Source organism: Nocardia fodinahabitans (assembly GCF_052983615.1).
The window spans coordinates 2,223,447-2,246,025 of sequence record NZ_JBRJJC010000001.1 but is presented as its reverse complement, the minus strand read 5'-3'; the positions used below and the strand labels follow the sequence as shown (position 1 = coordinate 2,246,025).

At 62.7% G+C, this 22,579-nt stretch carries 19 protein-coding genes; 7 read left to right on the top strand and 12 right to left on the bottom strand.

The genetic code is table 11. The annotated features are described in order from the left end of the window. Window positions 1-102: 102 nt before the first annotated feature. From NV348_RS10490 to NV348_RS10450, 9 genes are all read right to left on the bottom strand, one after another. Window positions 103-1,734, bottom strand: a complete 1,632-nt coding sequence (locus NV348_RS10490) for a long-chain fatty acid--CoA ligase (protein WP_062984881.1) — start codon at window positions 1,732-1,734, stop codon at window positions 103-105. An 82-nt stretch (window positions 1,735-1,816) separates the two neighbouring features. Further along, entirely contained in the window at window positions 1,817-2,884 is a 1,068-nt protein-coding gene (locus NV348_RS10485; protein ID WP_062984879.1) for a BtrH N-terminal domain-containing protein, read from the bottom strand. A 49-nt stretch (window positions 2,885-2,933) separates the two neighbouring features. Then, window positions 2,934-3,770, bottom strand: coding sequence for an SDR family oxidoreductase (locus NV348_RS10480; RefSeq protein ID WP_062984877.1), 837 nt, complete (start codon window positions 3,768-3,770; stop codon window positions 2,934-2,936). Continuing rightward, window positions 3,767-5,293 carry an aldehyde dehydrogenase family protein gene (locus NV348_RS10475; RefSeq protein ID WP_062984875.1) on the bottom strand — a complete coding sequence of 509 codons (1,527 nt, stop codon included), beginning with the start codon at window positions 5,291-5,293 and terminating at the stop codon, window positions 3,767-3,769. Before NV348_RS10475 ends, NV348_RS10480 begins: the two co-directional genes overlap by 4 nt. Next, window positions 5,290-6,015, bottom strand: coding sequence for a transglutaminase domain-containing protein (locus NV348_RS10470; protein WP_062984873.1), 726 nt, complete (start codon window positions 6,013-6,015; stop codon window positions 5,290-5,292). The genes NV348_RS10475 and NV348_RS10470 overlap by 4 nt, the downstream gene beginning before the upstream one ends. Continuing rightward, window positions 6,012-7,472, bottom strand: a complete 1,461-nt coding sequence (locus NV348_RS10465) for a cytochrome P450 (RefSeq protein WP_084503729.1) — start codon at window positions 7,470-7,472, stop codon at window positions 6,012-6,014. Before NV348_RS10465 ends, NV348_RS10470 begins: the two co-directional genes overlap by 4 nt. A gap of 64 nt (window positions 7,473-7,536) precedes the next feature. Continuing rightward, entirely contained in the window at window positions 7,537-8,739 is a 1,203-nt protein-coding gene (locus NV348_RS10460; protein WP_062984869.1) for an NAD(P)/FAD-dependent oxidoreductase, read from the bottom strand. Beyond that, window positions 8,736-10,124 carry a cytochrome P450 gene (locus tag NV348_RS10455; protein ID WP_062984867.1) on the bottom strand — a complete coding sequence of 463 codons (1,389 nt, stop codon included), beginning with the start codon at window positions 10,122-10,124 and terminating at the stop codon, window positions 8,736-8,738. The genes NV348_RS10460 and NV348_RS10455 overlap by 4 nt, the downstream gene beginning before the upstream one ends. Window positions 10,125-10,147: 23 nt before the next feature. Next, window positions 10,148-10,468 carry a 2Fe-2S iron-sulfur cluster-binding protein gene (locus NV348_RS10450; RefSeq protein WP_019050196.1) on the bottom strand — a complete coding sequence of 107 codons (321 nt, stop codon included), beginning with the start codon at window positions 10,466-10,468 and terminating at the stop codon, window positions 10,148-10,150. Between the two features lie 118 nt (window positions 10,469-10,586). Here NV348_RS10450 and NV348_RS10445 point away from each other — a divergent pair, with 118 nt between their 5' ends. After that, window positions 10,587-11,588, top strand: a complete 1,002-nt coding sequence (locus NV348_RS10445) for a helix-turn-helix domain-containing protein (protein WP_062984985.1) — start codon at window positions 10,587-10,589, stop codon at window positions 11,586-11,588. 529 nt (window positions 11,589-12,117) lie between these two features. Here the strand turns inward: NV348_RS10445 and NV348_RS10440 are convergent. Continuing rightward, window positions 12,118-12,786 (bottom strand): TetR/AcrR family transcriptional regulator, encoded by a 669-nt coding sequence (locus NV348_RS10440; protein ID WP_062984865.1) that lies wholly within the window; start codon window positions 12,784-12,786, stop codon window positions 12,118-12,120. A 128-nt stretch (window positions 12,787-12,914) separates the two neighbouring features. On the opposite strand from NV348_RS10440, the gene NV348_RS10435 reads away from it, so the two are divergent. The 4 genes from NV348_RS10435 to NV348_RS10420 all read left to right on the top strand — a co-directional run bounded on the left by NV348_RS10435 (window position 12,915) and on the right by NV348_RS10420 (window position 16,675). Next, window positions 12,915-14,513: an MFS transporter gene (locus NV348_RS10435; RefSeq protein ID WP_062984859.1), complete on the top strand. Its 1,599-nt coding sequence runs from the start codon at window positions 12,915-12,917 to the stop codon at window positions 14,511-14,513. Further along, window positions 14,510-14,959, top strand: a complete 450-nt coding sequence (locus NV348_RS10430) for a universal stress protein (protein WP_062984857.1) — start codon at window positions 14,510-14,512, stop codon at window positions 14,957-14,959. Before NV348_RS10435 ends, NV348_RS10430 begins: the two co-directional genes overlap by 4 nt. A gap of 22 nt (window positions 14,960-14,981) precedes the next feature. Beyond that, window positions 14,982-15,524, top strand: coding sequence for a PaaI family thioesterase (locus NV348_RS10425; RefSeq protein WP_062984983.1), 543 nt, complete (start codon window positions 14,982-14,984; stop codon window positions 15,522-15,524). 191 nt (window positions 15,525-15,715) lie between these two features. Then, the gene (locus NV348_RS10420; RefSeq protein ID WP_169812775.1) at window positions 15,716-16,675 is read left to right on the top strand and encodes a protoglobin domain-containing protein; all 960 of its coding nucleotides are present in this window, start codon (window positions 15,716-15,718) and stop codon (window positions 16,673-16,675) included. Window positions 16,676-17,677: 1,002 nt separating this feature from the next. Here NV348_RS10420 and NV348_RS10415 read toward each other — a convergent pair. After that, window positions 17,678-19,183, bottom strand: coding sequence for a flavin-containing monooxygenase (locus NV348_RS10415; RefSeq protein WP_084503717.1), 1,506 nt, complete (start codon window positions 19,181-19,183; stop codon window positions 17,678-17,680). Beyond that, window positions 19,180-20,109 carry a ferritin family protein gene (locus tag NV348_RS10410; protein WP_062984851.1) on the bottom strand — a complete coding sequence of 310 codons (930 nt, stop codon included), beginning with the start codon at window positions 20,107-20,109 and terminating at the stop codon, window positions 19,180-19,182. Before NV348_RS10410 ends, NV348_RS10415 begins: the two co-directional genes overlap by 4 nt. A gap of 1,002 nt (window positions 20,110-21,111) precedes the next feature. On the opposite strand from NV348_RS10410, the gene NV348_RS10405 reads away from it, so the two are divergent. Beyond that, window positions 21,112-21,756, top strand: coding sequence for a TetR/AcrR family transcriptional regulator (locus tag NV348_RS10405; protein WP_022565909.1), 645 nt, complete (start codon window positions 21,112-21,114; stop codon window positions 21,754-21,756). Between the two features lie 96 nt (window positions 21,757-21,852). Next, window positions 21,853-22,536, top strand: coding sequence for a TetR/AcrR family transcriptional regulator (locus tag NV348_RS10400; RefSeq protein ID WP_084503727.1), 684 nt, complete (start codon window positions 21,853-21,855; stop codon window positions 22,534-22,536). The last annotated feature ends 43 nt before the right edge of the window (window positions 22,537-22,579 follow it).

The window sequence follows — 22,579 nt, the reverse complement described above, 5'->3', positions numbered from 1 at the left end:
ATGTCGACGTGCACGGTAATGTCGCCGGTGTCGCGAAAGCTTCGCATTATGGGTATCAATGTCCTGTTCCGTCCTACTCAGGACCAGGCATGGAGACAATTCCTAAATCTCGACGACGGTCAGCTCGCCGTTCGCATGCAGGGTGCGCAACCGCTTCTTATCGAACTTGCCGACCGAGGTCTTGGGCACCTCTGCGGTGAAGCTCCAGCGCTCAGGCAGCCACCACGTGGCGACCTTGCCGTCGAGGAAGTCACGCAGTTGGGCAGGTGTTACTTGCCGCCCGTCGCGTACGACGATCACAGCGAGGGGGCGTTCCTGCCACTTCTCATCCGGGACCCCGATTACTGATGCCTCGAGCACGTCGGGGTGACCGGCGAGCAGAAGTTCGAGCTCGACCGAGGAGATCCACTCCCCGCCGGACTTGATCACGTCCTTGGTGCGGTCGGTCAGCGTGACAAAGCTGCGTTCGTCGATCCGGCCGACATCGCCGGTGCGCAACCAGCCGTCCTGGAACTTATCCCCGCCATCCTCTTCGCCGATGTACGAGCCGGTAATCCAAGGTCCGCGCACTTGCAACTCACCGACGGCTTCGCCGTCGTGCGGGAGCTCATTGCCTCCGTCGTCGACGATCCTAAGCTCGACTCCTGCAACCGGACGACCTTGGGTCGCTCGCAGACGCCACCGCTCCTGGGCGTCGAGCGACGCCGGTGGACGCGCGACAGCCGCTAGTGGCGAGGTCTCGGTCATTCCCCACGCCTGTACAACCTGTACGTTGTACCTCTCTTCGAAGGCCTTCATCAGATGAACGGGTACAGCTGAGCCACCGCAAGCGACCAGGCCTAGAGACGAGATGTCGTAGCTGGGGTTGGAATCCAGGAAGTCCAAGACGTCGTTCCAGATGGTCGGGACTGCCCCGGCGATGGTTGCCTTGTGGACGTCGATCAGCCGCACGAGCGGCTCGGCCTGTAGGAACCGGTCAGGCATGAGCAAGCCGGCACCCGCCATGAGTGCGGCGTAGACCAGCCCCCAGGCGTTCGCGTGGAACATCGGGACGATGGGGAGGATTCGGTCATCGCTGCTCACGCTCAGTCCGTCGGCGGCGCAGGCCGCCATCGAGTGGAGGTAAGTCGACCGGTGGCTATAGGCGACACCTTTGGGGTCGCCGGTGGTGCCAGAGGTGTAACAGGCCGCGGCCGCAGACTGCTCGTCGAGGTCTGGCCAGTCGAACGTCTCGGGCTGGGCGGAGATGAACTCCTCGTAATCAACGACTGTCAGTCCCTCACGGTGCAGCGGGGTAAGGTCCACCTCTCCGGTGACAACGATGGTATGCACGCTAGTGAGCTGCAGCAACACTGAGGCCATCATGGGTACTAGGCTTCCATCGACAATCACGACTTGGTCCTGAGCGTGGTTACCGATGTAAACAAGCTGATCGGAGGCGAGCCGTAGATTCAGGGTATGCAGCACCGCTCCCATCGAGGGCACTGCGCAGTAGGCCTCCACGTGCTCCTGGTTGTTCCACATGAGGGTCGCGACGCGCTCATCGCCTGTGATCCCGCAAGCCCGCAATGCGTTGGCCAACTGAGCGGACCTCCGTCCGATTTCGGAGAACGTAGCAACCTTCACGCTTCCGTCAAGTTGCAAAGTCCGCACGGTCGCCGAGCCGTGCACACTCGAGCCGTGGCGCAGAATCGCCGCGGTCGTCAACGGGACGTTCATCATCGTGCTCTGCATAGCATTTCCTCATTCAAGAGTGTCTTCGAACGTAGGCGATCTGGGGGTTGATTCGCCGCTGGCCGGCGACATGGGGCTGCTGTCAGCGATCCACAGCCGTCAGCGAACTGGAAGCAGCCTCCAGGGACGCGACCAGGTCCAACTCCAGCTCTGGCAGTTGGCTAGCGGCCGAGGCCACCCCGGCCAGGCGAACTCGTATATCAACGTCGCGGCGGATACCGGCACGCGCAGTGGCGGTCCACGCCTGCGCACAACGGCTGGCCGCTACGGCGAGTTGAGCGGTGGCGGAGTCCCCGGTCAGACGAGCGACATCTGCGCAGCCATCGGCTAGCAATCGGCGGAACAGCCCGCCGCCAGTACCTGCCTTCTCAATGAAAGCGCTCAGGCTGAACAGGAGAGTCTCGAGGTCGTCCACCGGAAGATCGGCCCAGGTCTGAATGTCGGCCGCCAGCTGCACCGCCGCGGCCAAGCCCTCCGCACCGGATGCCGCTGTCCTGAGATCGACGATCCCGGGTTGCGATGGGCGGCGCATTCCGGCTGCGGACTGTCGAAATGCCTCCGCCGCTACTTCCGCCACGTCCGGCAGCGCACTCGGCCAGCTGATGCGGTATGTACAGTGGCGCGTCGGTTGCGGGAAAGACTTCGAGGACCGCGCCCGAGCCAGTGCATCGAGCGGGACTTTCTGCACCTCGGCGCGGTCATTGTCTACGACAAAGGCGATCCCCTCGGCCTCGTCGTGACCGATCACGACGATGTCGTGGCGACTCATCTGGAACTGGACGCGGAGGTACGGCAACTCACCGATATCTCCCCATACCAGGCTGGGTCTGCCTGCTTCGAGCTCGTCGAGAACCCATGACCACCCCTCTCGGGGATCATCGGTCGTGAGAACCTGGACTTGCGCGCCGAGTCGGCGGGGCAGATCAATTTCGAAGTCGGCGCCTCGTCCTACCAGGTACAGCGGTGGAACGAGGTCGCTTGACCGGAGGTACGATAACCCCAGTGCGCCGCCGAGAGCGAACACCAGACCTTCGTCGGGCGGCCCATCCCACCCCAGTCCATGCCAATGCAGAAGATCCCGCATAGCGCCAGAACCGCAGTGTCCCCCCATCTTGTGCGGGTAGTCATCGACCAGGGTCCTGCGGGGCATGTGAATCCTTCCGGGTGAATGAGGGGGCCAACGGGGATCGAAGACCGGGTCAGTGGGTCCGGATTCTGTCCAGGTAGGCCTGGCGGGCCGCTGTGTCGACGCCGTCGAGAAATACCGAGTCCGTGCCCAGCGCGGATCCGAGCCTGGCGGTCAGCCAGCCAGGGACGAACTTCATCGCCGCGACCAATACGCCGGCCAGGCGAGTGACGCGTACGAATGGACGCGGGCGCTCGATAAGATCGGCTGTCGCACGCGCGATCTCCTCGGGCTCGGCATTGCGCAGTCCCTTGGCACCAGCGGTTCCCGCGACGAGCTCGGTGTTGGTGAATGTGGGCCTAACGGTGGACAGCTCGACGCCTGACGTGCGGTACTCGTGCCGTGCCGCCTCGGTGAATCCGATGACCGCGAATTTGGTACCGCAATACGTCGCCAGTCCAGGCACAGCGAGCTCGCCGGCCAGCGACGCGGTGTTGATGATGTGCCCAGCGCGCCGCGGCAGCATTCGCTGAAGGGCTAGTTTGGTCCCAAAGACGACTCCCAGGACGTTGATCTCGACCTGCCTCCGGGTCACCGTGTCGTCTTCCTCGTGTACGTGACCAGTGGGCATGATGCCCGCATTGTTGATCAGCACGTCGAGGGGGCCGAGCTCTTCCTCGACCAGCTCGAGAAATTGCCGAAACGAAGTGGGGTCGGTTACGTCGAGGTGGGTAACGATCTTCACGCCGAGTTCGGTGGCGGCCTCCTGAGCGCGCTTCTCATCGACATCGCCGATGGCGACGCGGTGGCCTCGTCGAATCAGCTCCTTCGCGGTCTGGTAGCCGATGCCGCGGGCCCCGCCGGTGATAGCTACGGTCTTTGCGGCGGTGCGGGCACGGTGTGTCGTCACTTGCTGTTCTCCTTGTTGAGGCCGAGGCGCTGCCATAGGCCGCGACCGGCCGCCGCGCGCAACACTCTTCCGGCCATGGCCGCGCGCCGCGGGGTGTACGGGTACCAGGTGAGTTCTCGCGACAGGACAGGGATCCGTGGCTCTGTCACTGCCTGTACCCGGCAGTACTTGCGTAGCCCGTGAGCTCCGCCGAGCCGAGCACCGATGCCCGAGGCCTTCCATCCACTGTGCGGCAGTGTGGTGGCGAACAGGTTGCTGAAGACATCATTTATGTTGACAGCTCCCGCGTTTAGCTGTAATGCGATGCGCTGAGCACGAGCATGGTCTCGGGTCCACACCGTCGCAGACAAGCCGTACGCCGAGTCGTTGGCCAGGCGGATGGCCTCGTTCTCATCCGCGACCTGCATCACCGGAATCGTGGGACCGAAGGTCTCCTCGGTCATGCAGGCCATCGTGTGGTCGACACCGACCAGGACCGTCGGAGCGTAGTAGTTTCCGACCGCACTCCGAGTTCCGCCAGCCAGAACCCGCGCACCTGCCACCACTGCCTCGCTGACGTGGCGATCGGCAATGTCGACCTGCCTCGCGGTGACCATTGCGCCCACGTCGCGACCGGCCGCACCATGGGCGAGGGACCGCACACGTTGGGTCAGCCGCGCCACGAACTCGTCGTAAACCTCAGATACCACATACACCCGCTCGACAGAGATGCATACCTGTCCCGCGTTGAACAGAGCGCCCCACGCGATTCCCTCCACCGCACGAGCAAGGTCGGCGTCCTCCAGCACGATCGCCGGATCTTTGCCGCCAAGCTCCAGACTCATCGGCTTCAAATGCTCGGCACAGCGGATCGCGACCGCACGCCCGGTGGCGGTCGAGCCGGTGAACTGTACAAAGTCAGCGGCATCGACCACGGCTGCGCCCGAATCGCCATCACCTACAACGTGCGCCAGAACCGCGGGGGCGCCGATCTCGTGCCAGCCCTCGATGATCCGCGCGCACGTCAGCGGCGTCTCCTCCGAGGACTTCGCCAGGACCGCGCAGCCTGCTGCCAGCGCGGGCGCTGCGTCCATGAGGAAGAGGGTGATCGGGAAGTTCCACGGCATGATCATGCCGACGACCGGGAAGGGGTGATAGGTCGTAGTGAGTCGTTTCGACAAGGTCAGCAGGCTCGAGGACCTGACCTGCTCGCCGGCGAGAAACTTCGCGGCATGGTCGGCGTAGTAGCTGATGAACTCGCACGATGCTGTCGTCTCCACCAGGGCGTCGGGACGCACCTTGCCTGTCTCGGCTTGCAACAAGTTGGTGAGCTCGTCGGTGTGATCAAGGATCCAGTCCCGCCAGCGATGCAGCCATTTGGCGCGTTGGCGTGGGCCGGCTTCGGCCCACCCGACCTGAGCGTCTCGAAGATCAGCAGCGACGAGACTTACTGTCTCGCGGTCGTCGACAGCGACGGTTGCGATGAGCCGACCGTCGGCGGGGTTGCGCACGTCCAAGACGCCCGCTGGGATCGTCGCGCTCATCGGACCTCCGTAGGTGAATGGGGATCGCGGGCGATCCCGTCGGGATGGGTGCGGTGGGCGGGTGTATCGGTGAAAGCGTCAGCGATCACCTGGGGCCGCTTGAAGATAAGAGGCCCATAGGTGCGGCGAAGTTCGGCCAGGATCGCGTTCAACGGCAAGTCGTCGTAGACGCCCCGCTCGCGGACGTACTCCATATGCTCGGCTCCGTCGGCAGAAAAGGCGTGCAGTAGTGCATCGCGATCGCCGTCGAAATCCACCGGCGGCACACCGAAACGCGCACACAACTCGGTGTTGAACGCGGGCGTCGCCTTCAACCACCGGCCGTCGATATTGAGGAGGCTGTAACCGTGATAGACGAACAGGTCTGTGCCACCCATGAGCGCTCGCAACGCGTCTGTCTGCAAGTGATTGCGGACGTCAGCGAAGCCAAGCACCGCAGGGATCCCCGCCGCACGGCACACCGCGGTCAAGAGCACCGCCTTCGGGACGCAATAGGCGCGCCCGGACTCGAGGACGAAGCTCGCGCGATAGTGGGCAGGGTCGTCAGACACCGTGTAGGGGTCATACCAGACCCGGTCGCGAACGGCGGCGAAGAGACGCTTCGCCTTCTCTCGGCCGGTGCTCGCGTCGCCGATCACAGTGGCGGTGAACTCCCGGACTAACTCGTGCTCGATGTCGAGGAAGTCGGTCGCTGCCAAGAATGTCATCCGGTCCGTTTTCATCTGTGCTCCAGGTCTATCGGCAATCCGTCGACGGGAATTGGGAGCGAGGTGTTGTCCCACCTGGCTTCATACTGGTCAGGGACCGTCCAAGTGTAGGTTCGCAGCATGTGATGCAGGATCGCCTTCACCTCGAGAGTGCCGAAATGCAGGCCGATGCACTTGTGCACGCCTCCTCCGAAGGGGATCCAACCGAGGCGATGATTCCGGTCCTCATGCCGCGGCTCGGTGAAGCGGTCAGGGTCAAAAGTGTCGGGATCGGTCCAGTACGACTCATCGAAGTGGTTCACCGCCGGAGCCACGGCTACCAGTGTGTTTTCGGGGATTTGGTGTCCGGCGATTTCGACATCCTCGATGGTCTTACGCATCATGATCGGCACGGGCGCCACCAGCCGCAGCGTCTCCTTGATCACCAGGTCGAGAGTCTTCAGCGCGTCCAGGTCGTCGATAGTTGGGCGACGTCCGCCCAGTTGGTCGGACTCGGCCCGAGCCCGTTCCTGCCAAGCTGGATGCTTGGCGAGGAAGTAGACGGCAGCGGTGCTGGTGATGGTCGAGGTGTCGTGTGCCGCCATCATCAAGAAGATCATGTGGTTGACGACGTCCTCATCGGTGAAAGCTTGACCGTCGGCCGTGCGGGCATGGCACAGCGCCGCAAAAAGGTCCTCTCCCTGGGCGCTCCGCGCCGCCGGCAGGTGGAAGGTGAAGTAGTCCTCCAGGAGCGCACGCCCACGGACTCCGGCCCGCCACCGAGTCCCCGGCAGCGGGAAACGGATGATCGAGCTGGCCGCACGCACGGCCGCCACGAAGGCATCGTTGATGGCGTCAGTGTCCTCACTGCCACCCCGATCCGCCATGAAGACCTTCGTTGCTACGTCAAGGGTCAGGCCCTTCAGCAGTGGATAGATGCGTGTGGACTGGCCCGCTGGCCACGCGGGAATACCGGTCTCGAGCGGCGGCCCGAGCTGGTCCACATAGGCGGTCAGGCGGTCGCGGGTGAACGCCTCCTGCATGATTCGTCGATGCATCCTGTGCTCGTCGAAGCTCATCAGCATCAGACCCCGGTGAAAAAAGGCGTCGATGAGATACGCCCACCCGTCCTGTGAGAACGATTTCGCCTTGACGGTCAGCGCCTCCTGCATGGCATCTGGACCGGCCACCATCACAATCTTCGTGCCGAAGGCGCCCATCCATGAGACGGGCCCGAATCGCTGGTACCTGGCCCGGGTGAAGCTGGATCCGAAACGGATGTAGTCCAGGGTGTGACCGAGCACAGGCAGACCAGCGGTCCCTCGGATCGGCTTGAGGCCCGACCCTGCGGGGGGCATTGCCAGCTCACGGACAGGCCACTGATCACTGGCCCGCAGGAGGGCCACATCGACCCGGCTCGGCAGTGGCGCCAGGAGGACTGACGAGAGTCGCTCCCGACTCTTCGCCAGCGGCAGATGGATGGCGTACGTCACTGACATTCCTTTCTGAATGCTGTTCGCACGCAGTCGTCGTGCGAGTCGCCTGAGAGTCGGTCACTCAGGGCGAGCCAGCGAGCACCAGTTCTGCCCGGCTTATGCGAAGCTGCTGGGTGATGGCCCGCTTGCTGAAGATGAAGTCACGGGGGCGATTGATGCAGTCGGCGGCAATCAGCTCGCCAGCACGGAGGTAGAAGCATGTGAATTCGCGGCCCCGGGTAGGATCCCCGCTGAGTACGACTTCGTCGTAGCCGGTGTTTAGACCGGCGATCTGGAGCTTGAGATCGTATTGATCCGACCAGAACCATGGAAGCGCAGCTATGTTCTTTGACTTCCCGCAGATGGTCGCGGCAGCGACCTTGGCCTGCTCGCCCGCGCTGGGTACAGATTCCAGGCGTATGCGACGGCCGTAACGGGCCATGTCGTGACTGGCGCAGTCCCCAGCGGCCATGATGTTGCGGTCGCTGGTCCGACTCTGGCCGTCGATCACGACCCCGTTGTCGACCAGCAGACCCGCGTCGGCGGCGAGTTCGGTATTCGGCTCCACGCCGATGCCGACAATGACGAGGTCGGCAGGAATTGATTCGCCGCTGGACAGGAATACCTCTCGGATCCTGACGTCTCCGGATAGGGCCTCGACTAGCGCGCCTGTTCGGATGTTCACGCCCTCCTGTCGGTGAATTCGGTCGAAGAACGCGGATACCTCGGGGGCTGTGACCCGTTCGAGGACGCGTTCGGTAGCCTCGAGCACAGTGACCTGCAGACCCAGCGCACGCAACGAGGCGGCCGTCTCCAGTCCGATATATCCGCCGCCGATGATCACGACCCGGCGCCCCGGGCTGCTTTCCTCTCGGATCATCTCGACGTCCGCCGCGGAGCGTAGGTAATAGACCCCGGCCAGGTCGACACCGGGCACGGGGAGTCGACGGGGGCGAGCGCCCGTGCACAGTGCGAGCTTGTCGTAGGGCACTTCGTCGCCGGTGCTCAGTGAGAGCAGGCCAGCCGAACGGTCGATCGCCTCCACCGTTGCATCCACGAGTTGGATTTCCTGCTTGTTATAGAACTCGGCGCTGCGAATCGCGAGCTCGTCGAGGGTTTGCTTCCCTGCCAGGTATGCCTTCGACAGCGGAGGGCGGTGGTATGGTAATACCGCCTCTTCTCCAATGATGGTGATCTCGTCGGTCCATCCTTCTTGGCGCAGACTGCCGGCGAGTTGGACCCCGGCGTGGCTGCCCCCGACGATGACGGCCCGCCGCGTGGTCATATGCTAGTTTTCGGGGTGAGACGGACCATCATCTTGCTGATGCCCCGCACAAAGTTGGACTGCACGTACTCGGGCTCCTCGACAACCTCGATACTTTCGAAGCGAGGAAGTAGCTCCTCCCAGAGGATCCGCAGCTGCAGCTCGGCGAGCCGGTTGCCCATACAGCGGTGAACACCGAAGCCGAAGGCTATGTGGTTGCGGGCGTTTGACCGGTCGATGATGAAATCGTCGGGGCGTTCGAATACTCGCTCGTCGCGGTTTCCCGAGGCGTACCACATCACTACCTTGTCGCCCTTGCGGATGAACTGCCCGTTAAGAACGGTGTCAGCTCTGGCGACACGGCGCATGTAGGCAAGCGGAGTTTGCCATCGGATGATCTCCGAGCACATGTTGGGGATCAGGTCGGGGTTCGCTTTCAGCTTCGCGAACTGTTCAGGGAAGCGGTTGAGCGCAAGAACGCCGCCGCTCATCGAGTTCCGGGTCGTGTCGTTCCCTCCGACGATCAGCAATACGAGGTTGCCCAAGAACTCCATCGGGCGGTCGATCAGGTCCTTGGTATTTTCATTGCTTTGCAACATCGTGATCAGATCGAATCCGGGCTGCTCCCCAGCGGCTGTCCGGGCCGCTTTGTCGTGCCAGAGAGCGCTGAGACCTCTCGCCATGTCGCGCATGCCGGGGAACACCTCGTCGTTGTCCGATGGCCCACCGTTGGCCTGCTCCAGCGAGGTTGCGAGATCCGACCAGTAGACGAGCTTGTGACGTTGCTCGTACGGGAAATCCAGCAGGGTCGCAAGCATCCGCGCGGTCAGTTCGATCGAGACGTTCTGCACCCAGTCGAACGGCTTATCTACGGGTAGATCGTCGAGCACCTCTTGGACGCGCGATCGAATCAGGCCCTCCATCTCGCGCAGGTTCTTCGGCGCGACCACGCCTTGAACAGCGGCCCGCTGTGCGTCGTGTCGTGGCGGGTCCATCGCGATGAACATCTCGATATCGAGGAAACGGGGCGGAGCCCCGATAACGATGAACGGCTCAGCGGAGAAGAGTTCGTGGTTCTTGTCGACGGCCACGATGTCAGCATGCCGCGTCACGGACCAGAACGGACCGAACGGACTGTCTGGCTGATAGTGGACCGGGGCCTCGTTTCGCAGGCGCGCGAAGTAGGACTGCCAGCGTCCCTGGCGGTACAGGAAAGGGTTGCTGAGGTCGATGTCAGCGAGCGCGACTTCTTCGACTGGCGGGATGGGCCTCTCGACGAAGAGCTTCTCCCCGTTCGTTCCGGTCATCCATCGGCGAGTCTTGTCATATAGGTGTGCACCCTGGATCTGTAGATCCATCGGGATGGTCGACTGAACCTTGGCGGTGATTGCTCCGGGAATCTTCATCGCGTCGTATCCGTTTCTCGCCGTTACATCTGGAACTCGGGTAGGTGGACGATCAAGCCGTCCCAGGCCGTCGATGCCATCATCTGGCACGACAGCCGGGAGGTCGGCTGGCGCTCGGGGTTCATCGCGAGCATCTCCTCCTCATCGGCGCCGGAACGTCCGACCTGCTCGATCCACTGCGGATCGACAACCACATGGCAGGTGCCGCAGGCAGCTTCGCCTCCGCAGTCCCCGTCGACGCCGGGCACAGCGTTGTTGGTCGCGACCTGCATCAGCGACTGGTCTTCCTCGATCGGCGCCTCGTGCTTCTCGCCGTCGTGGGAGACAAAAGTGACAACTGCCATAGCCAACTCCTCGATGCGTTGTCCTCAATGTGACTTGGTCCAAGTGTTGTCGAACACGGGTTCGGAGGCTATGTTCGGCAGAGTCAGAAATTTGTGAATTCGGCTCAGAGAGACCATGGTGAACCTCAACGACGAGGGCGTGCCTCCGCTCATGTTCGTGCAACTGCTCGAGAGCCAAGCGCTCGACCCGGACGCCGCCGCTCGGCTTCGCGACATCATGGCTCGCGAAGGAATTGACGAGACGACGTTGATCCAACGCAATATCCAGGCCCCGATACGGTGGTTTCGCGAGGTCTACCCTGCACTCGATGTCGACCAGGCAACTTCGCTCGGCTTCGCGTTCGCCGAACAAGCTCAGTTGACATCCTTCGGCCCATTGAGTTTTCCGCTGGTCAGCGCAGGCTCGGTAGCTGAGATCGTGGAGCTGCTCACCTATCTGCCTTTGATCTCGACGGCTCTCAGTCCGCAGTTCCACCCAAGTGACGAGGGACTCACCGTCGGGCTCGCCGCGCACACAGGCGATTCGGCGCTGAACTGCCTGGTCGTCGCGTATGGCGGGTCGGCACTCCTGCGCCTGCTCGACATGCTGGCCGGCGATATGCCGACCGTGACACTCCATCTGAGCTGGTCAGCGCCGAACTTTCTAGCCGATAATGAGGACGCCCTAGCTGGGCGGTTGTTCTTCGACGCTCCGACGTCATTCCTTAGTGTCCCGGCGGACACTCTCAACGAGGTATGCAGGTTCTCCGATCCGGTCGCCTATCGACTTGCCATCGTGGATCTGCAACGAACCCTCGACCAGCGAAGTAAAACCATGTCTTTCTCGGAGAAGGTACGACGGCTGCTGGAGGAAGATCCTGGAAAGCGGAGTAAAGACTGGGTCGCGCACGAGCTGTCGATATCGACGAGCACACTCAAGCGGCGTCTATCCGGGGAGGGGACCACCTTTCGCGAGTTGCGCGAATCATTTCTGCGTGACCGTGCGATGCTGCGGCTACTCGACCGATCGATGTCGGTGAGTGAGATAGCTGCCGATCTCGGATATAGCGACCTCGCGAACTTCTCGCACGCCTTCAAGCGATGGACCGGTCGCTCTCCCAGCGAATTTCGACACGAATAGGACCACCCGTCCCGTCGTTGGTGGATGGAGTCTGCGCGAACTGGTGCAGATCGGTTGGGGCTGGCCCCAGGCAGGAACCCGCTGCGGCATACGACAAAAACTCGCGACTTTGCCGAAACCGTGCAGAACTTTGCCGAACTCGTTGCTGCAGCCAACGGCTATCAGCGGCGTAGCCAACACCTAACACGGCGAGTAGTGAGTCGGCACCGGTCTGAATGATCTCAGCGCGTTGCCACCAGGATCCTGTCGGTGACGGCTGCGCATGAGATGGACGGAGTCGAGTCTCTCAATCGTGAAGCACATCGACTCGGTTAGCCAGCCCTAACTGGTCCAGTTGCGATGCGATGCAGGACTGCAGCACGAATCGATCGTGCCCCGCATCCAGGGCCGGTGTTGACGAGAAGGCGACGATCGGTGCCGAACCGACAGTCTTACCCGCTAGGTGGAGGGGATCGCCGGTGAGCTGGGTACTTGATCTTGTCGGCCTGCTTCGAAGCGGCTCACCCGTTATCCACGGGCGGGTATTCGGTCACTGGCACTGATCGGCGGTCGGTCCGTTTCCGACCGCGACCCTTGGGTGGGTAGCGAGAAAGTTGTCGACCAGTTGGGTGCAGTCGTCATGATCGATGGTGCGTAGTCCGGTGAGGCGCGCGAACACGATCGGGCCGAGGAGTTCGATGATGGCGAACGTGGTGTCGAACTCGCCGAGCATCGCCCGCGCGTCGGGGCCGGTGAGGATCCGGTCGAACGGCTGGCGATATTGCTCGATGACGCGGGCACGCAGCGAGGTTACCGCTGCCGGGTCGGTGTGGTCGTCGCCGATCGATCCCATCGCCAGCCAGGCCAGCGTGGTCATCTGCACTGGGGCTTGTTCTACGAGGTCCGCCTGAGTAGTGAGTAGCGCGATGAGTTGATCGCGCACGGGCCCGTCGCCGGTCGGTGTGTCGACATGGGGAAGCAACCGTTCGAAAGTTGCCGCGAGCAGTTGGGTGGTGCTGCCGAAGTGTCGATAGAGAGTGGCGCGCGCGACCTTCGACACGCGGGTGACGGCATCGACTGTGACCGCTTCGACCCCGCCGGTGGACAGCAGATGACTGGCCGCGTCGAGCAACCGGTTGCGGGACCGCGCCAGCCGAGGATCGGCCTGCTCGTCGGCTACGGTGCGCGGATCGGCCGCGGCAGAGTCCGGCTCTGTCATGGCCGCCCCTTCCTCGATTCGTATCGCTCAATTTGATCGTGCGTGGACGTCATCTCGCTCGCCGACCCACTATGATACTAATAGTCTCACACAGAGACTATCGATCTACAACGGCGGGAGGTGCACCGGTGAACACTTCCCGGACGGGCGCTGTCGAGATCGCCCGGTGGACCAGGGCCCAATACTGGGTGCTGGCAGTATCGTGCCTGGGGGTGGCGCTGGTCGTCGCGGCCATGGCGGCGTTGTACTCGGCGTTGCCTCAGATTGCAGTCGCGACCGGGGCGACCCAAGCCCAGCTCACCTGGATCGTTGACGGCTACACACTGGTGCTGGCGTGTCTGGTGTTGCCCGCCGGAGCCATCGGTGACCGCTATGGGCGCCGCGCGGTGCTGGTGGCGGGACTGGCGGTGTTCGCGGCCGCCTCGGCGTTGCCGCTGGTGCTGACCGACCCGGTGTGGCTCATCGCGGCACGCGCACTCGCCGGTGCTGGCGCAGCGTTAGTGATGCCATCGACCCTGTCGATTCTGACCGCAGGCTTCGCACTAGCTCATCGCGGCCGAGCGGTGGGGGTATGGGCGGGCGTCGCCGGATCCGGAGCTGTTCTGGGGATTCTCGGTGCCGGGATGCTGCTTGAGCGGTGGTCGTGGCAATCGGTATTTGTCGGGCTGACCGTGGCGGGGATTGTGCTGGCCGGGTTGGCTTGCACGATCGCGGAGTCTCGCCAACCCGAGCATCCGCCGGTGGACGGAATTGGCGCGGCGACGGTGGCTGTCGCGATCGCGGCGATCGTGTTCGCCGCGGTCGAGGTTCCCGCACGCGGCTGGGCCGACCCGCTCGTCGCTGTCACCGCCGGTGTCGGAGTCGTGGCGGCGGTGGCGTTCGTGGCCGTGGAGCTACGGATCTCGGCACCACTGTTAGACGTGCGGTTGTTCGGACGCCGAGGCTTCGGTGCTGGCTCCCTGTCCGTGACCATTCAGTTCCTGGTCACCTTTGGGGTGTTCCTACTGCTGGTCCAGTACCTACAGCTGATTCTCGGATACGGGCCGCTGGCGTCGGCCCTGGCGCTGGCGCCGATGGTGGCGCCGCTGGCCATGATTTCCGTGATCGCGCCTTGGCTCTCGAGCATGGTGGGATTGCGGGTGATGACCGTGACTGGCCTTCTCACCATCGCTGCCGGGCTGGTGCTGGTGAGCCGGTTGGACCTCGCCGCGAACTACCTCGACCTACTGTGGCCGCTGCTGATCATGAGCGCGGGCCTGGGATTGTGTACCGCCCCGGCGACTTACGCCATCGTCGCCGACACCCCCGAGGCCAAACACGGGGTCGCCGCGGCGGTGAATGATGCCGCCCGCGAGATCGGCGCCGCGATCGGGATCGCCGTGGCCGGCAGCGTGCTGGCCGCCGGCTATACTCAGCGTATCCAGCCCGCCCTACCCCGCCTGCCCGAGTCCGCTCGCGAACCCGTTGCCGATTCCCTGGCCGCCGCCCTGCAGGTCGCCGAGAAGGGCGGACCAGCGGCCCAGCCGCTAGCCGAGTACGCCAAGGCCGCGTTCGTGCACGGCAGCGGCGAGGCCGCGCTGGTGTTGGCTGCTATTACCGCCGCAGGCGCGATCGTGCTGGCTGTGCTTGCACCCGGGCCCACCACTCGCCGATGCCGCGCACAACCCTCGTGCACGATGGCTCCTGCCTCTCGCACGTCCCCTACCCGCGAAGGACGCCCGGCATGACGGCCTATCGCACGATCCTTGTGGATACCGATGGATCCGATCGCTCCTACCGCGTGGTCGACCGCGCCGCCGAATTGGCCCACGCCACCCACGCCCGACTGGTTATCGTCGGCGTCCGCCACCACATCGACGAACGCACACTCGGAGTTGACCTCGACCGGCTGGGACCCGAGGCCTACCGGCTGCGCGGCACCAACCCGGTCGAAGCGATATTGCGCACGGCCTGCCAGCACGCCCTAGCGCACGGCGCCATCGACATCGACACCCGCATCTTGTCCGAACCCACTTTGCGTGCCCTATTGCGCCTTGCCGCCACTGCGGCGCCGGACCTCATCATCACCGCCGACTTGTGCCGGTCGAGTCCGCTGGCCCGGCTGCTGTCCAATACACCGACCGAGCTCGCACGCAGAGCTCACTGCGACATCCTTATCGCCACCACCCAATGACACACATATGCAGAAAGCACCCATGAGCCGCACATCCGATACCATAAGATCCGTATCGTCCGAGGCCGAGGAGAGTACGCCCCTCTTCCCTGTGGTTCCGCCGGAATGCCAAGACTTGCCGCCCCATCATGATCATTGCCTCGGTTGTGGGCCAGCCAATCCGCACGGCCACCAGTTGAGCGTCCGACGTGACGCGGAAGGTGTCTACGCCCGTCACACGTTTGACTCCCGCCACGTTGGCGCCCCAGCGATCGCCCATGGCGGCGCAGTCGCCACCGTCCTCGACGACCTGTTCGGGTTCCTCCTCTACACCGTGGGAGAACCCGCCGTCACCCGCCACCTCTCCATCGACTACCTCTCCCCGGTTCTACTCGACACCCCGTATATCGCCCGCGCCCATCTTCATTCCCGCCAGGGTCGCAAACTGAACCTTCGGGCCACCATCGAAGACGACCATGGCCACATGGTTACAACCGCTACTGCCCTCTTTCTCGTCGTCAACATCGACCACTTCTTCCTGGCCTCACAGCGTGCCACCTCTTCAGACGTGCCACCAACGGCCTAAGCGGCGATCACGTACTGTGGCCGGCGCGATCAGGCGATGAGGACGACTTGGGTCGGGACCGCTATGCCGCCAGCGCACTCTGGGGTGCAGGCTGCTGTGGGACGGTGACCTACGGGCTTCGCTCACGAGTATGCGCTGTCTGACACGATCCGCCAAAACACTACGCACAGGATGCGGCTGTTATGACTCTAATGGGCACGCACGGTCCGGAAATCCCGGAAACGCCAAGCTTCGGTGGCCTCGTGACCACCGATGACATGGTCGCTGCTCGGAAACGATTAATGGAATTCACCGATGAAGACGAGGCATTGCTGCGGCAGTTTAGCGGAGTCGCGACACCCGGTATGGCTGAGATCGTCGACGAACTCCGCGCCTACCTAAACGAACACCGGGACACTGCCGCACTTCTTTCTGGGCGCGACACTGAGGAACAGGTCGAACATCTTCGAAGCGATCACCTTTCCGGTTTGACGGCGGGAACCGTCGATGCTGACTATCTCATCGAGCGTATGCGTATGGCCGCGCGTCACGAGCGACTCGGCGTGAAGCCGACATGGCTTCTCGGCGCGTACAATCGGTTTCTTTGCTCTGCTGCGAGCCGGATCTGTGAATCCAGCTCATCTTCCGATCCCGAGCGTGCGTTGGCGACGCTGCTGGCGCTACAAAGGCTGGTGTTCCTCGATATCGGCCTCGCCGCCGACATCTACCTCGCCAAACGCGAGCACTCGAATCGCGAGCAGCAGAGGGCGGTGAGCGAACTCCCGACTCCGGTACTGCAGTTGATCCCAGGGCTTCTGGTGGTCCCGATCGTAGGAGAATTGGACGATCGCCGGGCTCTCAATTTGACCAATCAGCTGATGGCGCATATCCGCAATTCGAGGGCGCAGGCCGCCGTCGTCGATATCACCGGACTGCCGTCGATCGATCTCGACGTTGCTGCCCATCTGATCACAGCAGTAAAAGCATGTGCGCTTTTGGGTGCGGAGGTTATTTTCACTGGGCTTTCCGCCGAAGTCGCCCGGACGCTTGTCGACATCAGTCCACAGAAAACTACGCTCATTACATTTGTCGACTTGCAGAGTGGGGTCGAGCATGCCACACAGACACTTGGGTACGAGATGGTGATGACGTGGCCATTACGCAATACCTGATTTGGCGAAGTGCTTGGCCAGTTGCGCAGTCCCGGCTGCGGTGGGCGATCCGGCTCACCAGCCTGTGTACGTGCCGACGCGGTGCTGATTGCGAAGTAAGTCCGCCGTCGGTGAAGATGCTCAACAGCAACGTTCGCGCGCACCGCCAAACATGCCGCGCGCAGTATCTGCGGTGGGCCACCGCTGGTATCGTACGGAGCTTCGGCGGCATTCGAGTTCGGGTACCGGTCCTCATAGCTCCTAGCGTGAATCTGCATGTGTCACCGAGACACGTTGCGATGCAGGAAGTTTCGCAGCGGACCTATGTGACGGATGATTGTGGTGGTTAGCGAACCGCAACTCCCAGTGAAGCCGCCGGGAATAGCCAGCCCTCACCACACAGCCCGAGGTTGGTGTTCAAGGGGGAGTGGGGGAGGGCTGTACGTGCTGTCGGGGGCCGCTCATTCTCGGGTTCGTGTCCGGATGACCTTCTGGCGCAGGCTAATAGCTTCTGTCGGTGCGGTTGCTGTGCCGTCGCCATCAGATCAGTGCGGCATCGAGATTCAGGAATCCGTAATGGATGTCGATGCGGCGTGCCCACCGGATGGCCAGGCGCCGGTACCGGGGGAGCGGGCGCAAGTCTGCTCCACGATCCACCGGCCGCAGTGACTTTGTCCCGGGTTCCGCGGCGGGATGTAATTCGACGCAGTAAATCCCCTTGCCTGGACGGCCGAGGCCACTGGGACGGCGGATCGATAAAACTATCACCGACACGGGTTGCGAGCATGTAGTCTGTACGCCGACCTGCGACAGCGCCGGGATCGACGGCCCATTCCCATCGCGGAACCCGAGACAAAGGTCACCGCCAGTCGGCTAGTCGTGGAACAAACCATGGCCCGACCCCACCAATATCGGCGAACGGTGATCGATGGAACGCCGCATCGACATCCACTATCGATTCCTGAATGTCGGTGCCGCAGTATCAGACCGCGACGACTCAGCAACTGAACCTGACAGGAGCTCCTAGGGCACAGCGTGGTAGTCGGATAGGGCGAACTGAGTCATTTGGCTACGGAATTGTCGAGCCAAGCCCGGGAAAGCCGCGGGATTAAAACCATCTTCCCCGACAGGCCAAGTAACGCATCCAGAGTTCCAAGTCGTGCGAGCCAAGTGCCGTTGAACAACCGCGTTGAATCGGTCCTGCGCTGACTTTCGTACATCAATATATCGGAGCCCCCATCGCTCCAGCGTCCGCACCGACTCTACGATGTAATCTATCTGCGCCTCCAGATAGGCTAGGGCTGTGTAGAAATACGGACCGGAGTTCGGTCCGAAAGTGAAATGTAGGTTGGGATACCCAGAAACATGTATGCTCTTGTACGCGTAAACTCCTTCGACCCATTCTTCCTGGAGGAGTCGTGCGCCACAACCACGAACCGGGAATGGTACTCCAGCCTCGCCGGGTGCATCGAAAACGATCGTATCGAAGCGGCGCTCGACGCCATCAACCGTGAGGATTCCGTGCTCCGTAAGCCGAATGATCGGGAAGGTGAGGAGTCTGCAGTTGTCCCGATCTAGAGCCGGTAAGAAATCATTTGAGATGAGCAATCGCGGACGGCACGCCCGGTTGTCCGGTGCGAGCTGCCGTCGCGCCCATCTATCTTTGACCTGAAGCCTCAACTGGATTTTAGATACCTGTTCCAGCGCGGTGGTGAGACCTGTTGTTCGAACCAAACCGTATCCGATAGACTCGTACGCCCAGAAGTGGGCACTCCGGGCTAGATCCTCGGCCAGCGGTAGTTTCTCGAATAGCGAACGTCTCCACCCTGCCGTCCCGTACTGCGGGTGGGGAAGAACCCATCGCGGTGCACTCTGAAATACGGTGACGTGGCGGGCTCGGTCCACCAACTCCGGGATCATCTGGACTGCATTGGTGCCGGTACCGACGACTGCCACCGTCAGTCCGGTGACATCGATACCGGCGTCCCATCGGGTACCGTCTATCTTGTGGCCACGAAAGTCGTCGGCGCCCACGATCTCGCGCCTGCTTGCGTTCGAGAACGGCACAGTCGCCACCACGACCGAGCGGGCAGTGATGCTCTCCTCCTCGCCACTGCTGGTCGAGACACGCACATGCCAGGTCCCTCGAGCCTCGTCGAAGTCGAGTCCGTTTACGTTGTACCCGTAGCGAATCCGTCCATCGAGACCATGCCGGGTGATCACGCCGCGCATGTAGGCGCGGACGTCTACGCCCGGCGTATACCTATGGCTCCAGGCGGGATCCCGCGTGAACCAGAACGACCGCAGTACTGACGGACGACCGCAGGATGCGTCCGGATGAACGCTGTCGCGCCACTCACCGCCGGGCTCAGGTGCGCGCTCGAGAACCACGACGTCCTCGATCCCCGCGCACCGTAATCGGATCGCGGTGCCGATTCCCGAGAACCCGGCACCTATGATCACGACTCGTGTGGGACCGGGAATTGTTTGCCCGGGGTCATCGTCTGTCGGCCGCCCCTCGTCGATCATGCTGCGGCCACCGGTTGGTAAGTGAGCTCGTTGATCCAGGAAGGAGTCGAACCGAGCCATTGTTTAGGGTAGTGCTCAGTGATCGTCAACAGGGCATTGCCGAGTAGTCGATGATAAGGGTGCGACTGGTCCATGACCATTTCACCGTAGTACTTGACGAGTTGGTAGATCGGATTGCGGCGGGTGGCGACGCTCCGGTCACCGATAATGCCGAACTTCCGAATCGCGTCGAAGAGCTTCTGTTCGTCGAGTCCCATCGCGATGATGCTGTCGTGCATACGGGTCAGCAGGGGCAACCCGGTGAGGATGCCGATGAGTAGGGATGGGCGCAGCGCGGCGCCGGCGGCTTCGATCAGCAGTCGGTGTATCGGCCCCGCTCCAATCATGTCCAGCACATGGAAATCCACAGCTAGGTGACGGGACTCATCGGCATTGATCCGCTGAAAGACCTTGTGGCACAGGGGATCCTGGATCTCCTCAAGTAGGAACTTCAACAGTGCTCCGTCGAGTGCCACCTCGAGCATCGGAATCGCTGAGCCTAGTACGGACAGCGGCAGATCATCTGCGTAGCTGTCCAGCCATTCTATGGCTAGTCGGATATTGATATTCGGTTCTGGGATCTCGTCGTCATCGAGCATTCCCCAACGGCGCATGAGGGCCAGCTCGGCGTTTGCGTGCTTTTGTTCCTCGGCCTGGAAGTAGCGGTAGATCTCAGCTAGCGTACTGTCCTTGGTTTGACGGCCGAGCGCGACGAAGGCGCGCGAGCCGACCTGCTCGATCCAGACCAGATCGGACATGAATTGCTTGACCTGCGGGAGCTGCTCGGCCGTTATCGTGTCCGCGCCGGGCTCCGCCCAGTCGAAGTCGCCGAGTGCCCATTGGCGTTGTTTTATGATTTCCAAGGTGTGCGGCAAATCGATTGACATCGCTCTACTCCTTCGCGAATATGGACACAAAATCTTGGCCTGGTGTCCGGAGGCCGTGCATTTCGCAGCGGTAGCCGCTCACGTGTGGCATTGTCGGACAAAACTCTTGGAACTCGTTCCAGTAGACGAAAACGCTCGTCGCTGGCGCATGCTGGCCGTGAGTAATCCGGCGCCGGGCGAAGGCCGCGGCGCAGCGGGGTCTCCTGAAATCGCGGGCCCGTGCGCGCCATTTGCGTCCGTTAGCGAGGTCGAGGCCGGCGAGGGGGGAGGTGTCAGGCGATCGCAGCTGCGATTAGGCGTACGTCCTGGCCATGAATCGACGGGCAGAGGCCCCGCCTCGGGTACTCCGCGATGGCGATTTGAAAGCCGTCTAATCGCGTGGCCGACCACCGACAGGCACGCCATCCATGGTCGTGCGCACCAGGAGAGCGACACCGTCGGGGCGTTCGGCGCACGACCGAGGGCACCGGGAAACGCAGATCGTGCGGAGAGCTCAGACGTCAGTCTGCTGTGGGCGGGCAGTGAACAAGCCGCGAGCGTAGCGGCGTGAACGCAGGGGAGTGTAGGTCCGCAATGCTTGACACCGGGAGCGTGAACTGCGCCACCAAGTGAGCAAGCAGCCCCGAAACACGTGCGCACAAGCGAGACCGCCGACGCCCACACCGCACTTCGGACACCGCTTCCAATGATGACTGTTGCAAGGCCAGAGCACTCCCTCTCCGATAGGGCCAGTCCCGAGGCGACGACATCCGACGATGAGGACCCGCGCGTGTTGGTCCTCATCCATTCGTTCGTCGTCAGCCCGGACTTGCACCGGGGCGCCCCGTTGCGTACCACAGGAACGATGGTACTCACCTAGTATGATCGTTTCAATGCCCACGTCAGGGGTTTGAAAGTATGGCGTACGGAGGTTCATTGGGTGCATACTCAACGGTCGACCAACGACCCCTGCCCACATGACACCCGGCGACGTTGCCCGGCTCGAAGGATCCGATCACGACGATGAACTACACCAGGTTGCTTCTGAAGGCCATCGCGGTGATCCGGACGCCGTCGCCGTCTGGGACCTCGGAACGTATCCTCGACGCCGGGCTAAGGCAATTCGAGGTTGTCGGGATCAGCCGCACACGTATCGAAGACATCGCTCGTCGCGCACGGCTGGCACGTGTGACGCTGTACCGACACTTCCCGAGCAAGGGGCGCATTGTCGAGGCGGTGATTCTGCGAGAACTCGCCAGGTTCCTCGTTGAGTTGGAAGCAGAGGTGTCAAATCATCAGGATCTCGAGGAGAAGATCGTCGAAGGATTCGTTTTCACGCTGAAGGCAGTACGGGGGCACGCCCTGCTCAACAGGCTGTTGGAGACCGAGCCGGAGTCACTACTGCCGTTTCTCACGATCGAGGCAGGGGGTCTTGTCGCGACCGCGTCGAACTTTCTGGCCGACCAACTCGCGCAAGAAGTTGATGCTGCCCGCACGGATGTCGAACTTCACGTGGTTTCCGAGCTGACTGTCCGCGTGATCCTGTCGTTCGTGCTGACCCCATCGACCCGCATATCCCTCGATACCCCTGAGGGTGCGCGCCGATTCGCGCGCCGCCACCTCCTGCCTCAGCTGCGTGACGACTCAGTTGGCGGTAGCGCGACATAATGTCAGATCTGTATCGCTGCCCGGCCGCAGAGATGCGCACCGGTAGAGGACAGAGGGGGATGCGCTCCTCGACGAAGTAGCGGCATACTCGTTGTGGTGACGACGAAATCTGCACGTCGCGGCGCGCGATTCTCGGCCCTGGGTAGCACCCGGGATGCCCTACTTGATGCCGCAGAGTTCTGCTTCGAAGAGGTCGGATTCTCGGCGACGACGATGGAGGACATCGCTCGGCAGGCCGGCGTCTCTCGGGCCACCGTGTACCGGCACTTCGCGAACCGTGAATCGGTGGTCTCGGGCGTCGTCCTGCGGACGGCCGGCCGCTACCTCGACGGGATTGGCGGGCCACTCGCCGGACAGCCTGATCTCGCATCTGCCGTGCTGGTCTTCGTAGAGACCACTGTTCACGCCGCCAGCCGAGAGAAGTCGATTTCCGCTCTGTTCGTCAGCGATGATCGCCTCGCTGGAATCGGTCTGACAGAGTCCACATCGGTCGCCCTCTTCGAACTCGTCACCGAGTTCCTGCGACCGGTATTCACCCGTCACCGCGATGACCTGCAGCCGGGGATCTCAGTGGACGACGCCGCGGAGTGGATCCTGCGGACGATCCTCAGCCTGCTCACCGTGCGCGGCCCGAGACGGCGCAGCCCTGAGGGCCTACGCGCGTACCTTTGCCGCTGCCTCCTTCCTGCCATCGTCGTACCAGGGTCTACCGAATTGGATCGGCACCGCGGTCATGACGAGCGTGCAGATCGCAATCCAGGTGACACAAATCTGCAGTAGTGTCACCTTGGGGCAGGTCAACGCAGAGACGGAGGAGGCTCCG

Excerpts from the sequence above, each read along its gene's own strand:
- NV348_RS10470 (WP_062984873.1), bottom strand. The coding sequence starts at position 6,015 with ATGAAAACGGACCGGATGACATTCTTGGCAGCGACCGACTTCCTCGAC.
- NV348_RS10460 (WP_062984869.1), bottom strand. The coding sequence starts at position 8,739 with ATGACCACGCGGCGGGCCGTCATCGTCGGGGGCAGCCACGCCGGGGTC.
- NV348_RS10490 (WP_062984881.1), bottom strand. The coding sequence starts at position 1,734 with ATGCAGAGCACGATGATGAACGTCCCGTTGACGACCGCGGCGATTCTG.
- NV348_RS10455 (WP_062984867.1), bottom strand. The coding sequence starts at position 10,124 with ATGAAGATTCCCGGAGCAATCACCGCCAAGGTTCAGTCGACCATCCCG.
- NV348_RS10440 (WP_062984865.1), bottom strand. The coding sequence starts at position 12,786 with ATGACAGAGCCGGACTCTGCCGCGGCCGATCCGCGCACCGTAGCCGAC.
- NV348_RS10415 (WP_084503717.1), bottom strand. The coding sequence starts at position 19,183 with ATGATCGACGAGGGGCGGCCGACAGACGATGACCCCGGGCAAACAATT.
- NV348_RS10430 (WP_062984857.1), top strand. The coding sequence starts at position 14,510 with ATGACGGCCTATCGCACGATCCTTGTGGATACCGATGGATCCGATCGC.
- NV348_RS10405 (WP_022565909.1), top strand. The coding sequence starts at position 21,112 with ATGAACTACACCAGGTTGCTTCTGAAGGCCATCGCGGTGATCCGGACG.
- NV348_RS10420 (WP_169812775.1), top strand. The coding sequence starts at position 15,716 with ATGGGCACGCACGGTCCGGAAATCCCGGAAACGCCAAGCTTCGGTGGC.
- NV348_RS10450 (WP_019050196.1), bottom strand. The coding sequence starts at position 10,468 with ATGGCAGTTGTCACTTTTGTCTCCCACGACGGCGAGAAGCACGAGGCG.
- NV348_RS10485 (WP_062984879.1), bottom strand. The coding sequence starts at position 2,884 with ATGCCCCGCAGGACCCTGGTCGATGACTACCCGCACAAGATGGGGGGA.
- NV348_RS10410 (WP_062984851.1), bottom strand. The coding sequence starts at position 20,109 with ATGTCAATCGATTTGCCGCACACCTTGGAAATCATAAAACAACGCCAA.
- NV348_RS10475 (WP_062984875.1), bottom strand. The coding sequence starts at position 5,293 with ATGAGCGCGACGATCCCAGCGGGCGTCTTGGACGTGCGCAACCCCGCC.
- NV348_RS10425 (WP_062984983.1), top strand. The coding sequence starts at position 14,982 with ATGAGCCGCACATCCGATACCATAAGATCCGTATCGTCCGAGGCCGAG.